This window comes from Hymenobacter sp. PAMC 26628 (assembly GCF_001562275.1).
GTDB lineage: Bacteria > Bacteroidota > Bacteroidia > Cytophagales > Hymenobacteraceae > Hymenobacter.
This window is the reverse complement of record NZ_CP014304.1, coordinates 4842164-4857004: the sequence shown is the minus strand read 5'-3', so window position 1 is coordinate 4857004 and position 14841 is coordinate 4842164. Positions and strand designations below refer to the sequence as shown.

At 62.2% G+C, this 14841-nt stretch carries 15 protein-coding genes and 1 pseudogene; 4 read left to right on the top strand and 12 right to left on the bottom strand.

From position 1 onward, the window contains the following. Positions 1–116: 116 nt before the first annotated feature. Together AXW84_RS21005 and AXW84_RS21000 are read right to left on the bottom strand one after the other, a co-directional pair. Positions 117–713: a transposase gene (locus tag AXW84_RS21005; protein WP_068237988.1), complete on the bottom strand. Its 597-nt coding sequence runs from the start codon at positions 711–713 to the stop codon at positions 117–119. 82 nt (positions 714–795) lie between these two features. Then, on the bottom strand, positions 796–2307 hold the full coding sequence (locus AXW84_RS21000) for a glycine--tRNA ligase (RefSeq protein WP_068237984.1): 1512 nt from the start codon (positions 2305–2307) through the stop codon (positions 796–798). Between the two features lie 280 nt (positions 2308–2587). Here AXW84_RS21000 and AXW84_RS20995 point away from each other — a divergent pair. The 4 genes and pseudogenes from AXW84_RS20995 to AXW84_RS20990 form a co-directional block, all read left to right on the top strand. Then, positions 2588–3068 (top strand): annotated as a pseudogene (locus AXW84_RS20995) (porin family protein); the annotation flags it as partial. Between the two features lie 3 nt (positions 3069–3071). Then, positions 3072–3203: a hypothetical protein gene (locus tag AXW84_RS26280; protein ID WP_257722071.1), complete on the top strand. Its 132-nt coding sequence runs from the start codon at positions 3072–3074 to the stop codon at positions 3201–3203. A 241-nt stretch (positions 3204–3444) separates the two neighbouring features. Next, the gene (locus AXW84_RS23640) at positions 3445–3612 is read left to right on the top strand and encodes a DUF4249 family protein (RefSeq protein ID WP_157887170.1); all 168 of its coding nucleotides are present in this window, start codon (positions 3445–3447) and stop codon (positions 3610–3612) included. Between the two features lie 210 nt (positions 3613–3822). Beyond that, complete coding sequence (locus tag AXW84_RS20990; RefSeq protein ID WP_068237978.1) at positions 3823–5226, top strand: inorganic phosphate transporter; 1404 nt, start codon at positions 3823–3825, stop codon at positions 5224–5226. A 94-nt stretch (positions 5227–5320) separates the two neighbouring features. Here AXW84_RS20990 and AXW84_RS20985 read toward each other — a convergent pair whose 3' ends face one another. The 10 genes from AXW84_RS20985 to AXW84_RS20940 all read right to left on the bottom strand — a co-directional run bounded on the left by AXW84_RS20985 (position 5321) and on the right by AXW84_RS20940 (position 14826). Continuing rightward, positions 5321–5722: a hypothetical protein gene (locus tag AXW84_RS20985; RefSeq protein WP_068237976.1), complete on the bottom strand. Its 402-nt coding sequence runs from the start codon at positions 5720–5722 to the stop codon at positions 5321–5323. A gap of 294 nt (positions 5723–6016) precedes the next feature. After that, a complete protein-coding gene (locus AXW84_RS20980; protein WP_068237975.1) occupies positions 6017–6502 on the bottom strand; it encodes a hypothetical protein in 486 nt (161 codons plus the stop codon). Between the two features lie 73 nt (positions 6503–6575). Further along, positions 6576–7070, bottom strand: coding sequence for a DUF4385 domain-containing protein (locus AXW84_RS20975; protein WP_068237973.1), 495 nt, complete (start codon positions 7068–7070; stop codon positions 6576–6578). A 687-nt stretch (positions 7071–7757) separates the two neighbouring features. Then, complete coding sequence (locus tag AXW84_RS20970; RefSeq protein ID WP_082774026.1) at positions 7758–9398, bottom strand: Ig-like domain-containing protein; 1641 nt, start codon at positions 9396–9398, stop codon at positions 7758–7760. A 172-nt stretch (positions 9399–9570) separates the two neighbouring features. After that, positions 9571–10485, bottom strand: a complete 915-nt coding sequence (locus AXW84_RS20965) for a methyltransferase domain-containing protein (protein ID WP_068237970.1) — start codon at positions 10483–10485, stop codon at positions 9571–9573. Positions 10486–10653: 168 nt separating this feature from the next. Further along, entirely contained in the window at positions 10654–12522 is a 1869-nt protein-coding gene (mnmG, locus tag AXW84_RS20960) for a tRNA uridine-5-carboxymethylaminomethyl(34) synthesis enzyme MnmG (protein ID WP_068237968.1), read from the bottom strand. 105 nt (positions 12523–12627) lie between these two features. Next, positions 12628–13086 (bottom strand): GNAT family N-acetyltransferase, encoded by a 459-nt coding sequence (locus tag AXW84_RS20955; RefSeq protein WP_068237966.1) that lies wholly within the window; start codon positions 13084–13086, stop codon positions 12628–12630. Between the two features lie 66 nt (positions 13087–13152). Next, positions 13153–13863 (bottom strand): GNAT family N-acetyltransferase, encoded by a 711-nt coding sequence (locus AXW84_RS20950; protein WP_236943187.1) that lies wholly within the window; start codon positions 13861–13863, stop codon positions 13153–13155. A gap of 28 nt (positions 13864–13891) precedes the next feature. Beyond that, entirely contained in the window at positions 13892–14389 is a 498-nt protein-coding gene (ybeY, locus tag AXW84_RS20945; RefSeq protein ID WP_236943186.1) for an rRNA maturation RNase YbeY, read from the bottom strand. Next, the gene (locus AXW84_RS20940) at positions 14386–14826 is read right to left on the bottom strand and encodes an ATP-binding protein (RefSeq protein ID WP_068237958.1); all 441 of its coding nucleotides are present in this window, start codon (positions 14824–14826) and stop codon (positions 14386–14388) included. The genes ybeY and AXW84_RS20940 overlap by 4 nt, the downstream gene beginning before the upstream one ends. Positions 14827–14841: the final 15 nt, after the last annotated feature.

The window sequence follows — 14841 nt, the reverse complement described above, 5'->3', positions numbered from 1 at the left end:
GATTCAGAAGATTAGCGAATAAGCAAAGGTAGGGGCCTCATGTAGAACGGAGTGGCACTCCGTTCTTAATGCGCAAGTAATCCAGTGCTGCAACGGAGTACCGTTCCGTGTCAGTTTTACCAATCAGGATTCAGGTAAGTATGAGGCCATTGGGTCCAATCATTTACTAGCCCAGCCTTCACCGGATTATTCAAAATATAGGCAATAATCCGGTCCATCTCAGCCGTGTTCCGCACATAGTGGTCGTAGCTCTCCGGCTGCCAAAATGCATCCCCCGTACCCGCTATCAACTCGTTGCAACGCCGGGCAGTTCGGGCCTTTAATGATTGCAATATGCGGTGAAACGGCTGGCCACCCGCTTCAAATGGGCTGACCAATAAATGGACGTGGTTTGCCATGATGCAGTAAGCCCATAGCGTGTAGTCGCGGCCGTGCCGGAAGTGTAGCGCTTCGGCCACTACCTGCGCCACGGCAGCTTGCCGTAGCCAGATAGGCCCCCCGTCGTCGGTGTCTAGCAGTTGGTCAAACGCGCCAAAATAGCGCCGTTGGCGGGCATAGGTTTGGTCAGGATTTTCTTGAAAATGCAGCGACTGAGCGTATTCGACTTGCAATTGCTCGATGACAGCTAATGGCAATGAGCCAGCCAGCCGAAAAGTGATGAACAGCGTGGCTCCCGGCGGCATAATGTGCGGCAGGTTACGCTGGTAGTGCATAGTGCGGCTGTAAAACGGAGTGGCACTCCGTTATTGTAGAACGTTCAATGATTCCAGCCCCGGAACGGAGTACCACTCCGTTTTACAGCTGCTCGAAGATGCGGCGGAAACTTACGGCTTCCGCGATGTAGGCCCGCAACGCGCTGATGGGCATGCGGGTTTGCTCGCGGGTATCGCGGTGGCGCACGGTCACGGTGTCATCCGCTAGGGTCTGGCCGTCCACCACGATGCAGAAGGGCGTGCCGATGAGGTCCTGGCGGGTGTAGCGCTTGCCAATGGCATCCTTTTCCTCCACGGTCACGCGGAAGTCAAAGCGCAGGTCGTCAAATATTTGCTGGGCCTTTTCGGGCATCCCGTCTTTGCGCACCAGCGGGAAAATGGCGGCCTTAATAGGGGCCAGCGCCGGGTGCAGCTTTAGGAAGGTGCGGGTTTTGGTTTGCTGGGCCTCTCCTTCGCCTTCGGTAATGGTTTCCTCGGCAAACGCCTCGCAGAGCGTGGCCAGGAATAGGCGGTCGGCGCCCACGGAGGTTTCTACCACGAAGGGCACGTAGTTGCCGTAGGCCTTGCCGGTGGCGGGGTCAAGGTCGGCGTCGAAGTACTGCTGCTTCTTGCGGCTCAGGTTCTGGTGCTGGGTCAGGTCGAAGTCGCCCCGCGAGTGGATGCCCTCAATTTCCTTGAAGCCGAACGGGAACTCGTACTCGATGTCCACGGCGGCCTTGGCGTAGTGGGCCAGCTTGTCGTGGTCGTGGAAGCGCAGCTTGGCGGGGCTCAGGCCCACGGCTTCGTGGAAGCGGCGGCGGGCGGCCTTCCAGGTGTCGTACCACTGCTCCTCGGTACCGGGGCGCACGAAAAATTGCATCTCCATCTGCTCAAACTCGCGCATCCGGAAGATAAACTGCCGGGCCACAATCTCGTTGCGAAACGCCTTGCCAATCTGCGCAATGCCGAACGGCACTTTCTGCCGCGCCGACTTTTGTACGTTCAAAAAGTTAACAAAAATGCCCTGGGCCGTTTCGGGGCGCAGGTACACGGGCGGCGCATCGGAGTCGACGGCCGAGCCCTGGGTGGAGAACATCAAGTTGAACTGGCGCACCTCCGTCCACTTGCCGGTGCCCGACACGGGGCACACGATTTTCTCATCGATGATGAGTTGGCGCACGCCGGCCAAGTCGTTGGCCGTCAGCAGCCGGCCCATTTCGGCAGTGAGGGCCGCGCCACGGGCCGGGTCGCCGGCCTTTTCGTATTCGGCGGCTTTTTCTTCGAGCAGCACGTCGGCGCGGTAGCGCTTCTTGCTGTCGAGGTTGTCGATGAGCGGGTCGTTGAAGCCCGCCACGTGGCCGCTGGCCTCCCAGGTGCGGGGGTCCATGAAAATGGCGGCGTCGAGGCCCACCACGTTGTCGTGCAGCTGCGTCATGGCCTCCCACCACAGGCGCTTGAGGTTGTTTTTCAGCTCCACGCCGTTGGGGCCGTAGTCGTACACGGCGGCCAGGCCGTCGTAAATCTCGGAGGACTGGAACACGAAGCCGTATTCCTTGGCGTGGGCCACGATGTCTTTCAGCTGGGCCGCGTCGGCGGGGGCAGTGGGGTTGCTCATAAGGGGCAAAGGTAAAGATTACCGCCCGGGCCCCGGCGCGCTAAAACCAAGCGCCCGGCCGCGAAGTCAAATATTATCGGGGATACAAAGCAACCCCGGGGCCCCGTGCCGGCTCATCCAAAGCCCGGTGCCGCCGTGCTGGCTCCGGCACCTACGCACCTTGCTGGGCCCCGGGCCTTGGGGCCCCTCCGTCGGGCGCGGGGCCCTAAAGGCAGTTCGTAGAAGCTAATACTTTTACTACTCATCTTGCGTTCCCGTGTATACTCTTTGCCCTATTCGTATGAAAAAAACAATTCTATTTACTGTCCTACTGGCCGTTACGGCCGCCGCGGCTCATGCCCAAAGTCCTTCGTTTGGCATCAAAGCTGGCGCTTCGCTAACCAACGTAGTTGGCAGCAGCACCATGGGTTTTGACATTAAGAACAAGTTGGGTTTCCACGGTGGGTTCATAGCCAACCTGCCCATTAATGACGTTTTCTCCATTCAACCCGAGCTTTTATATTCTATGAAAGGCTACAAAATCAATGAGGATGACGGTTTCGGAGCCATGTTAGAAAGAAAACAGACGCTGGATTACATTGATATACCCGTGCTGGCGCCTCAACGCTGGCGGTTTGTTCTTCGAAGCAGGGCCCCAATTTGGTTATCTGGTAGCAGCCAAGTACTCGCAGGACGGCAATGCTAATAATCCAGCCAGTTCTTACAGCAACCGTGGTGGCCACAGAGCGGTAGACTTCGGTTATGCCGCAGGCCTGGGCTACCAGATGCCCGAGGGGCTGGGCATCGGCCTGCGTTACAACGGCAGCTTTAAGAATATCATCGAGTACTATAACGGCCAGGGCGCCCGCAACAGCGCCTTCCAGCTGTACCTGTCCTATATGCTGGGCGGGAAGTAAGCTGTATCGCGGCAGCAGTGCCAAAAGCCCGTTTTTCCATGAAGAACGGGCTTTTTAGCGCTGCTTGCTTTTGGTTTTCTAAGTAGGTGCTTGAGTTAATAAAAACGGCCATACTGAACGTAGTGAAGCATCTCCCTCGCTTCGCTGGAACCGTTTACTAAAGCGGGAGATTTTCCACAATCCACTGGGCGAGAGGTGCTACAACCCCTGCCCGCCGGCGCCGGCCTTCATCGAGGTGCTCGTGAGCGGTATTCCCGCCGACACGTACAACTATTACTTGTCGGTGCAGCGCTACTACGACACCGAAAACAGCATTTTTGCCGAGCCTGCGCCGCTGCGCTCCAACGTGCCGGGCGGCTACGGGCTGTTTGCCGGGGCCAGCGACGTAGTGCTGCGCATTCCGCTTTAAGTAATATTTACGCCGGGGCCCCTCTGCCCCCGCAAGCCCGGCTTGGCCGGGCTTTTTGCGTTTGGCGGCGGGGCCCCGACGGCCACCTAGGGCCCCGGGTGGGCAAGCGCCCGGCGGCGGGCCGACACAATTCGGTAACATAGCCGCTGCCGGATGCCCCGCTACCTTTGCGCCCAAACCGCACCCCGCCCAACCACCAAATTCCCTTATATGTTTGGATTAGAACCCCATGTGTTGCTGCTGCTGGGCGTGTGCCTGCTGGCCGCCTGCGCGTTCGAGTTCGTCAATGGCTTCCACGACACGGCCAATGCCGTGGCCACGGTCATCTACACCAACACGCTGCGGCCCTGGGTGGCCGTCGTCTGGTCGGCGTTTTGGAACTTCATCGGCGTGTTTTCGGGCGGCATTGCCGTGGCCATGGGCATCGTGTACTTGCTGCCGGTCGAGAGCCTCGTGGACCAGAACGTGTACCACGGCATTGCCATGGTGGGGGCCTTAATTGTAGCGGCCATTATCTGGAACGTGGGCACTTGGTACTACGGCCTGCCCTCGTCGTCGTCGCACGCCCTCATCGGCTCCATTTTGGGCGTGGGCATCGCCTTTTCGCTGCTGCCGGGCTCCAAGGGCGCGGCCGTAAACTGGACCAAGGCCGGCGAAACGGGCCTGGCGCTCATCACCAGCCCGGTGCTGGGCTTCACGTTCACCATCGGCATGATGTTCTTGCTCAAGCGCTTCGTCAAGAGCAAGGCCATTTTTAAGGAGCCGCACAAGCGCAAGCCTCCGCCCCTCTGGATCCGGCTGCTGCTGGTCGTCACGTGCACGCTGGTGAGCTTCTTTCACGGCTCAAACGACGGCCAAAAGGGCGTGGGCCTGATCATGCTCATCCTCATCGGCATCGTGCCCACGTTCTACGCCCTCGACCAAAGCAAGAACCCGTTGGATTTACGCGAGTCGCTGACCAAGGTGGAGTTCGTAATGGGCCGCGTGAACCAGGCCGAATTGAGCCCCGCCGACCAAAAGCTGCTGACCGAAGTGAACGCCCAGACCGCGAACCTCGACCGCGTGTTTGCCGGCAAAACCGACGTGTCCCAGCTGCCCCAAACCGCCCGATTCGAAATTCGGCGCGCCATTTTGTTGTCCGCCAACCGCGCCAAATCGTTGCTTGGCTCCGATAAGGTGAGCCTCAGCGCCCAGGACCGCGCCACCTTCGACGGGGCCATCAAGGAAATGAAAACCTTCACCGACTACGCCCCGTGGTGGGTGCTGCTGGTGGTGTCGCTGTCGCTAGCCTGCGGCACCATGATCGGCTGGCAGCGCATTGTGACGACCATCGGCGAGCGCATCGGCAAGGAGCACCTCAACTACGCCCAGGGCGCCAGCTCCGAGCTGGTGGCCGCCGCCATGATCGGGGCCAGCACGGCTTTCGGCCTGGCCTCTTCCACTACGCACGTGCTATCGTCGGCCATTGCCGGCAGCATGGTGGCCAACCGCGGCATCAAAAACCTGAACCCCCAAATGGTGCGCAACATCGCCCTGGCCTGGGTGCTCACCGTGCCCGTCACGATGGTGCTCTCCGGGGCCCTGTTCCTGCTGTTCCGCGCGGTGCTGGGGTAAGTACCTTCATCCGTGCCTCACCGGGGGCCCCACACGACAACGCCCGGACACTGCTAAGTGTGCCGGGCGTTGCTGCGTTCAGGGGCCCCCGGGGCTACGGTGTGGGCCAGGTTATTTTTTTAAAGGGCTTGTTCAGTGTAGCTGCTGTCCGCCCGGGGCAAGGATCGTTCACTGGGGTGAACATTACCTCGTCCTTTTTGATCTTGTAGGCCCAAGTGCCGGGCGTTTGGGTGTCGCAAGGGCTACCGCCGCTTATTTTTTGCCAGGTGAATTGATTGTTGCCTTTCTGCGTGTAGCGCATGGTTTCGGCCACCTCCTTGCTGCCCTTAACGAACATGATTACCGTGTCCTGTTTGAACTGCAACACCACTTCCATGGGGTCGGGAATGGCAGCCATGCCCACCCAGGCAGTCCCCGCCAAAGGCTTTTGAGCCTGGGCGGGCAGGGCCCCAGTGCAAGCAAAAAGTACGGGCAAACAACAAATGATTTTTTTCATAGCAAAAGCTGGTTGAAAGATTGACGATTAACAAATATATAGTTAAATATATTTTTTGATAAAATTGCTTGTCCACCGTCCGTCCAATGGCCCGTTGTAATGTTGCGCTCGGTTGCTGCTAAAACAAAAAGAGGCTGCCCGGTTTACTGGACAGCCTCTTTTTGTTTTTGAGCCGACGGGTGGAAGAAAACGTTGACCGCCAACATTCAAATCCAACGATAAACAGGCCCTTTTCACTTAGTTATCCACTTATCCACAGCGAAAAGCCGCTGTTTTGTGGATAACTATGGGAACCTATTTGGGCCACTGCACTTCCAATTCGTCGTTGATGAAGACGCCAAAGTTGACGAATTGCAATATGCCCTCGTCGAAGTACAAGTCAATCATCGATTGCTCATAGCTTAGGCGCATTTCGCCGCCGTCCATGGTTTCCACTTCGGCGTCGGCCACGCCGTTGCGCTGCATCAGGGCTTGAATCTTTTCGAGCGGCTGGCCCTGGATGATTTCGCCGAAAAGGCGCATGTTGGGGTTGTCGGTTTCGATGCAGCTCAGGCGGAAGTCGTCCTCGCGGTCGAAGTACAGCGACACGAGGTATTCCTCCTCGTGGTACACCCACTCCTGGTGCTCAAACTCGTCTTCGTCTTCCGATTCCTCGATTTCCTCGGGCTCGCCCACCAGGGTTCGCACCTCGTCCATGGTGGCACCGAAGCGCAGCAGGCCCATGCCGGTGCCCAGGGTAATTTCGTTTTCCTCGATGCTGGAGGGCTGAATGGTTGCCATTGGGCTGGTAAGTAAAAGTGATGCGCAAAGGTAAGAACGGGGCGCGGGGCCCGGCGTTGGCCGGGGGCCCCGGCTACTTGCCGTAGCGGGCGATGAAGGCGTCTTTCTGGCGCACGTAGTCGGGGTGGGCCTTGGCCTCGTCCCACTTCCGGCCGAAGATTTCGGCGGCGGCAATCTTGTCGGGGTCGGGCGCGTCGGTGCGGGGCAGCTCGGCGCGGCCGTGGGCCCCACTCTGGCCTTTTTTGTCGGCGGGCACGGGGCCGGCGTACTTTTTGCCGCCGCGGTGGTTGGCGTAGCGCCGGGCCCGGGTGAAGCCCATCTGCAAAAACTTGCGCGCCATGTCGGCCCCCACAAAGTCCTCGGCCTTCAAATACGCCTCGAACAGGCCCCATATGGCATCCGACGAAGCCGTGGCCGCCGCCGCGTCTTTGAAGCGCCAGTGGGGCAGGATTTCGCCCTTGTAGGGCTGCACCAGCAGCACGCCCTGCTCGCCGCGCCCCACGCGGTACAGCTCGGGGTGCTGGCGGAAATCAACGGTGTGGAAATCGAGGGTGTAGTCGAACGGCATTGGGGGGCCCGATGGGGATAAAGTGGATAAGTACGTGGATAGCCGCCCGACGCCGAGCCCCGGCGAGGATAAAGTGAACAACTGCGGGGATAACCGGCCGGCTGGGGCCCCAGCCGGCCAGCGCCGGGGCCCCCGGCCGGCCGCAGCGTGCCGGGGCCCTGGCCGGGAGTTTTCCACCTGGATAAACTTTGATTAAATTTTTTTCAAAAAAACCCTTTCTATTTCCAGTTATTAGGGACGTTAACAAGTGGACAACTCGGCGGGGTTATCCACCGTGCGGATAACTTGTGGGTAATGCGGGGGTTGTCCACCGGATATCCACCGGCAATGTGGATATCATTGCGCTGTACATCAGTGTGTTGATTCGTTTTTCCACCTATCCCTACGTTCTCCACATACGCACAATCCACCGGGTGGGGCCGGTGGGGATTGGGCATATCCAGTGGGGGAGTTATCCCCGGTTGTCCCCAGGCCGCGCGCCCTGTGCGGGGCCCCTCTCCCACCAAATAAAGTTGTGCGCACATTATCCCCACGGGCCCGGTAGGTTTCCCCCAGGTTATCCACCCAAATAGGGCCCCAGGCAAAGGGATGTGGATAAGCCGGTGGAAAACGGGTGGATTACCGCCCAAAAATGCCCTCAGTAACTGGAAATAGCCTAAAGTTATCCCCCAATGTGGACTACTTAGACTAAAACGCTAAGGGTTCTTCAAGTTCAAAGTTTGAACGCATCTGGAACACTTTGGGGAGCAATACCACCGGCTCGGGGGGGGTAACCAGGTCGGGGTTGCCGCCTTCCCAGCGGCCGTTGCCGTTGGCGTCGACGAGCACACGCAGGCGGTACTTGCCGGGGGCCACGTGCTCGAAGCGGTACTTACCTACGGGCGAGGCCAGGGATTGCACCACCTCGTACTTGTCATTAAGCAGCTGCAAAACGAAGCTTTTGCGCTCGGTTTTGACGGTGCCGAACAGCGTGCCGTCGGGGTCTACCTCGCCCGGCTCGAAGCGCACGGGGCGGCGGGGCCAGCGCAGCGTCTGCCCCGTCACGGGCAGCAGGGCGGTGCTGTCAATCACGAGCTCGACGCGGTTTTTGGCCTGGGTGTTCAGCGTCACCGTCAGCTCGGTGCGGGCGGCGTTGAAGGTGCCATCGGCGGGCAGGCGCAGGGGGCGGCGGCGCACCGAGTCTTCGACCAGCGTGCCCACCGGCCGGCCGGCCACGGCCAGCATCGGCACCGGGAATTGCAGCCGCACGCGGCCCTGGCGGTACACGCTGCGCGGGTTGCCCTCCACGGCGTAGGCCAGCGGCTTGGGGGCCTTGCGGGCAGCGGCGCCGGGCACCGGGAAGCGCACGGCCAGCGTGTCGTGCGCCACGTTGCCGCTGCTGTCGGTGGCCGTGAGCAGGTAGCGGCCATCGGCGAGGCCTGGGGACTTGTAGAGCAGCACGTTGCGTCCCCCATCGGTGAGCTGCACAGCTTCGGGGGCGGGGGTGCGGGCGGGGTCGGCGGCGGGCAGCGGGGCCAGGGCGGCGGTGGCCAGCCCCTCGTTGAAGACCACGCGCAGCACGTTGGGCCCTGGGGTTTGGGTGGTGAGCAGCGGCGGCCGGCGGTCGGGCCGGGTCAGCTGCAAGTCGGCTACGAGGGGCGTGGGGCCCACCACCAAGGGCGCGGGCAGGTAGCCAATCCGCTCGCCCTCGTCGAAGCGGTTGTTGGTGTTTTTGTCCACGAAGGCGTAAAGCCGGTACGAGCCCGCCCGCAAAAAGCCCAGGCTATACAGGCCTTTTTTGTCGGTGCGGGTGAGGTAGTAGGGCCGGCCGCGGCGCACGCCGGCCGTGTCGGCCAGCCGGAACAGGGCCACGCTGGCGTCGTTGACAGGCAGGGCCGCGAGCAAGTCCGTGACGGTGCCGCGCACGGCCCCCGAGTCGAGTACGGCGCCGGTGCTGAAGCTGAGCTGGGCGTTTTTGGCCGGCAGGCTCTCCGTGATGTCCACCACCGCGTTGCGGAAGTTGAAGCTGTAGGTGGTGCTGTCGGCCAGCGGCTTGTCGAAAAGCAGCGTCACCGAGTTGCGGTCCTCGCGCAATTTGTAGTTGTTGTCGGGCGGCAGCTGGGGCGTGATGAGCAGGTTCTTGCTCAGGTCCTTCACCTGCACGTACTCCGAAAACACGAGCCGCACCGACTGCAATTTCACGTTGCGGGCCGCGCTGTCGGGCACGCTGCTTATGCGGCGCGGCGGCGTCACGTCGCGGGGCCCCCCCTGGGGCGGGGCCACGGCCGCGCAGCTCGCCAGGGCCCCCAGGGCCGCCACGGCCAGCCATCTTCTAACGTGAAAAAGCATGGTTTTTTAGTCGTCAGTAATTGGTAGCCAGTAGAGTTATCCCCGAGTTAGAAAAAAGCAGAACGTCATGCAGAGCGCAGCGCAGCATCTTTTCCACGCCAGTAATCAGGATTAGTTACGCAGGAAAGATGCTGCGCTACGCTCTGCATGACGTTCTTTTTTAGGCAGTTTTCTATTTGGGAATAACTCCCTCCGCAGCCCGCCCCGCTACGTAGAGCAGGCTCGAATATTGCCCTTCGTGCCGGGCGGCGGCGCGGTTGGAGGCGTAGCCCAGGCGCAGGGCCCGCAGCAGGCGGCCGGCTCCGCTTTCGGCGGGCTCGCTCAGCAGGCTCACGTAGTAGGCATCGAGGGGCATGGGCAAGGTGGCGCGCAGGGCCAGCCGGTGTTTTTTGAGCAGTCGGGCCATGGTGGCGGGCACGAAGTGGTAGAGGTGGCGCGGCACGTCGTAGGCCGCCCACCGGGCCCCGTAGTGCTGGGCGTCGAAGCTGGCCGCGTTGGGCACGGCGATGAGCAGCACCCCGCCCGGCCGCAGCAGCCGCACGAGCTGGGCCAGGGTTTCGTTGAGCGCGTGCACGTGTTCGAGCACATGCCAGAGGGTGATGGCGTCGAATGAGCCCGCCGCCAGCGTCGCCAAATCCTCGGGGCCCCCAATGGGCTGGCCCACGCGCCGGGTGGCTTCGGCGCGGGCAGTGGCGTTGGGTTCGAGGCCGGCCACTTGCCAGCCGGCGCCCCGGGCCGCGGTCAGGAAGTGGCCCGTGCCGCAGCCGTAGTCCAGCACGCGGCCGCGCTGGGGGGCGTAGCGGCCCAGCAGGCGCACTTTGCTGCGCATGGTGAACACCCGGGCCAGGCGGTACACTTGGTTCACGAGGCCGGCGGCGCCGCTGTTGTGCGACACATAAGCCGCCGATTCGTAGTAGCGCCCGATGTCAGCGGGCCCCGGGCGGGGGTTGGTGAACTGGAACCCGCAGGCCGCGCACGCCACCACGGCAAAGCTCTCGTGGCTCACCGTGCGGTCTTCCACCACCAATTTGTTGCGAAACTCGGTTTTGCCACAAACTGGGCACTTTTCTATTTTCTCGTAATTCACAGGCTGTGCTGATTGGGGCGCCGGCCGTGCAGAGCTAGCCGGACAAAGCCTAGGCCACCCCACCGCAACGCGGTGCTTAACGCGGCAAAGGTAAACGGCCGGGCCGGGCGGCTGGGGCCCCACCGCTGGCAGGGCCCCGGCCGCCCGGCCCGGGAGTGCAACCGCCGCCTAACGGTTCAAATACACCATCAGCACCGACACGTCGGCTGGCGAGATGCCGCTGATGCGGCTGGCCTGGCCCAGCGTTTCGGGCTGAATCTTCAGCAGCTTCTCGCGGGCCTCGTGGCTGAGGGCGGGCATAGCCTTGTAGTCAAGCCGGCCCTGGATGACGAAGTTTTCCAGCTCCAGCATGCGGGCGGCCTGCTGCTGCTCCTTCACCAAATAGCTCTCGTACTTAATGCCGATGACGGCCTGCTCCAGCGCCTCGGCGTCGAAGCCGGCCAGGGCGTCGGCCAGCGCGGGCAGGGCCCCGGCCAGGTCGGCCAGCTCCAGGTTGGGGCGGCGCAGCAGGTTCACGGCGCGGGTGCGCTCGTGGATTTCGGCCGAGCCCAGGGCCCCCAACAGCGGGTTGATGGCGGGCGCTTCGATGGCAAAGTCCTTCAGCAGCTCGGTGGCTTCGGCAGCCTGGGCCTGCTTGCGCTGCACCCGGGCCAGGCGCTCGTCGGAGGCCAGCCCGAGGGCGTGGCCCAGCGGCGTGAGGCGCAGGTCGGCGTTGTCTTGGCGCAGCAGCAGGCGGTGCTCGGCGCGGCTCGTGAACATGCGGTAGGGCTCGTCGGTGCCTTTGTTCACCAAGTCGTCGATGAGCACGCCGATGTAGGCCTCGCTGCGCGAGAGCACGAACGGCTCGCGGCCCTGCACCTTGTTGTGGGCGTTGATGCCGGCCATCAGGCCCTGGCAGGCAGCTTCCTCGTAGCCGGTGGTGCCGTTGATCTGGCCCGCGAAGTAGAGGCCCGCCACCTGCTTGGTTTCTAGGGTGGCGCGCAGCTGCGTGGGCGGGAAGTAGTCGTACTCGATGGCGTAGCCGGGCCGGAACATCTTGGCGTTTTCGAACCCCGCAATTTCGCGCAGGGCCCGGTACTGCACGTCCTCGGGCAGGCTGCTCGAAAAGCCGTTCACGTAGCACTCCACGGTGCTCCAACCCTCGGGCTCCACAAAAATCTGGTGGCGGTCTTTGTCGGCGAAGCGGTTGATTTTGTCCTCCACACTCGGGCAGTACCGGGGCCCCAGGCCCTTGATGCGGCCCTGGAACATGGGCGACTTCTCGAATCCTTCGCGCAAAATGTTGTGCACCCGCTCGTTGGTGTACGTGATGTAGCACGGGCGCTGCTGGGCCAGCGGCGCGGTATCCAGGTACGAGAACTTGCCGGGCACGGCGTCGCCGGCCTGCACTTCCATTTTGGAATAATCCAGGCTGCGGCCGTCCACGCGCGGCGGGGTGCCGGTTTTCATGCGCCCGGCCTCGAAGCCCAGCGCCACCAGCTGCTCCGTCAGGCCGCGGCTGCCCTTCTCGGCCGCCCGCCCGCCGCCGAAGTTTTTCTCGCCGATGTGGATGAGCCCGTTCAGGAACGTGCCGTTCGTCAGCACCACCGCGGGGGCCCGAAACTCGATGCCGAGTTGGGTGACGATGCCCGCCACCGCGCCGTTTTCCACCAGCAGGCCCGTCACCGATTCCTGCCAGAAGTCCACGTTTGGGATGCTTTCCAGGGCCAGGCGCCAGGCTTCGGCGAAGCGCATCCGGTCGCTCTGGGCGCGCGGACTCCACATGGCGGGGCCTTTCGAGCGGTTCAGCATCCGAAACTGAATCATGGTTTGGTCGGTGATGATGCCCGACTGGCCGCCCAGCGCGTCGATTTCGCGCACAATCTGGCCCTTGGCCACGCCGCCCATGGCCGGGTTGCACGACATCTGGGCAATGGTGTTCAGGTTCATGGTGGCCAGCAGCACCCGCGAGCCCAGGCGGGCGGCGGCGGCGGCGGCCTCGCAGCCGGCGTGGCCGGCGCCCACCACAATCACGTCGTATTCAGAAGAAGGGAACATAGGGGTAGCGCGTAAGGTCGTCGCGGTGAGTAAACCCGTGAGTAGCAGGACAACGAAAACCGCCCACAAAGTTCGCCACAAAATGATTAGCGCCGGGGGCCCCCGCTAGGGCCGGGCCAGCGCTTTGGCTAAGCACACGCTGTTTTCGACGCCCACGTACTGCCCGTAGTTGGGCGTGCGGGCGTAGCCGCTGCGCTGGTACAGGGCAATGGCCGCGGCCTGCCGCTGGCCGGTTTCCAGCACGCAGCCGGCGTAGCCCAGCTCGGCGGCCCACTGCTCCAGCGCGGCCAGTACGGCACGCGCCACGCCCTGCCCGCGGTGCGCTGGCTGCACAAACATGCGCTTGATTTCGACCGTCTCGGCGGCGTAAGGCTTGAAGGCGCCGCAGCCCACGGGCGCGTCATCGAGGTAGGCCACCACCACGTGGCTGAGGCTGGCCACCTTGTTAAACTGGGCGTAGAAAGCGTGCTCGTCGTCGTCAATTTCTGCCAAATAGTGGTCGAGCAGCATCACCAGCGACTGAAAATCTTGGTTATCAGAATCGGTGCGGACGAGGCGGAGCATGGCGGATACGGGCGGTTTAGATGGGCAATTTACCCCAGCCAACGCTGCTGGGGCCCTAGCCAACCCTTAGTCCTCACTGCTGGGGCCCTCCCGCGACAGCCAGTCGGCCACGATGGCCGCCGACTGCTGCGCTACTACTTCCCAGGAGAAAAGCGGCCACTGGCGGCTGTAGCAATCGAATGCTTCGGTGGCTGCCAGGCAGGCCCACAGCTTGTAGTCGAACTTGGGGTAGCCGTGCACCACGTAGCCGGGGTAGTAGTACGTTTTCTGTTGCTGTTGGGCGTGGGCTATTTTCAACAGCATCAGGTACTTGCCCAGGCTGTGCTGGCGGTAGGCTGGGTGGTAGAAGTTGACGATGCCGGCGATGCTGTCGGTGCCCTGGTCGAAGATGCCGGCCGCCACCAGCAGGTCGCCGGCGCGCACTTCCACAATTTCCGTGTTGAACACCGAGTGCGCCGTGTCATCGGCGAGTAGCAGCTCAGCAAGCGTCTCCGCCGCCTCAAAATCAAGGAATTGGTGGTAAAGGCTGTACAGTGCCTCATATTCCGCCGTGAGGCGAAACGGCCGTACCGCCACCGAAAACGCCGCGTTGCGCCGCAGCAGGTGGCGCTGCTTGGGGCCAAACTGCACGTCGCGCAGCACCACGCGCAGCCAGTGCACGGTGTAAAGCTGGTCGTCGTGGGGCAGAAACTGGCAGGTGAACAGGTCCTGCCGCATCCGGTAGTAGCCCTGGGCCAGGTAATAATCCAGGGCGGCGCCGGGAATTATGAGCGGCATGGCAGGCAAGCAAACGGGCCCGGGGCCCCTAAAACGTGCGTAGCGCCAGGCAATGGTCTTCCTTGGCGCGCATGGCCGTCTGGCTCAGCAGGTCCTTGTCGTGGTAGCCCAGCAGGTGCAGCACGCCGTGGATCATCACGCGGTGCAGCTCGTCGCGGAAGCTAATGCCCAGGTCTTTGGCATTGTCGGCCACCCGCTCGGTGCTGATGAAGATGTCGCCCTCCAAAATGTCCGCGTCGTCGGCGTTGTCGAAGGTGATGACGTCGGTGAGCGTGTCGTGGCCGAGATAGTCCACGTTCATGCGGTGCAAGTACTCGTCCGAGCAGAACACGTAGGTGAGCTGCACGATGCGGTGCTCGTGCACTTCGGCCACGCGCTCAATCCAGCCCACCAGCTCCTCGGCATCGGCCAGCTCAAAATTGGGTGCGTCTTCCACCATAAACTCGATGCCGGGGGCCTCGTGGTGCAGGGGCCCGGGCGGAAACGAATCGGAATCGGGCGGCTCTACGGGCGGGGCAGTGTTCACGCGGCGGCGGTGGTCTGGGTCGGCGAAGTTTCGGCGGGCGTCAGCTGGAACGTTAGCTCCACGCGGCGGCCCTCTTTGCTGAATTCCACCGCGTCGGCCAAGTGGCGGATGAGGAAGATGCCGCGACCGCCGGGGTTTTCGATGTTTTCGGGGGCCGTGGGGTCGTCCAGGTTTTCGTGGTTGAAGCCCGTGCCCTCGTCCTCAATCTCAAACTTGAGCTGGTTGGGCTGCACGTACAGCGAGAGGTACACGTTTTTGTCTTTGTCGAATTTGTTGCCGTGGCGGATGGCGTTGTTCACCGCCTCGGTCACGGCCACCATGATGTTGCCGTAGATATCGTCCTCAATCTGAAAGGTATCCTTCGAGTTATCGATGAAGCTCTCCACCACGCGAATGTTCTCGACCAGCGACGGAATCTGGATTTTTACTTGTTTCATATATCAAAGGGCAAA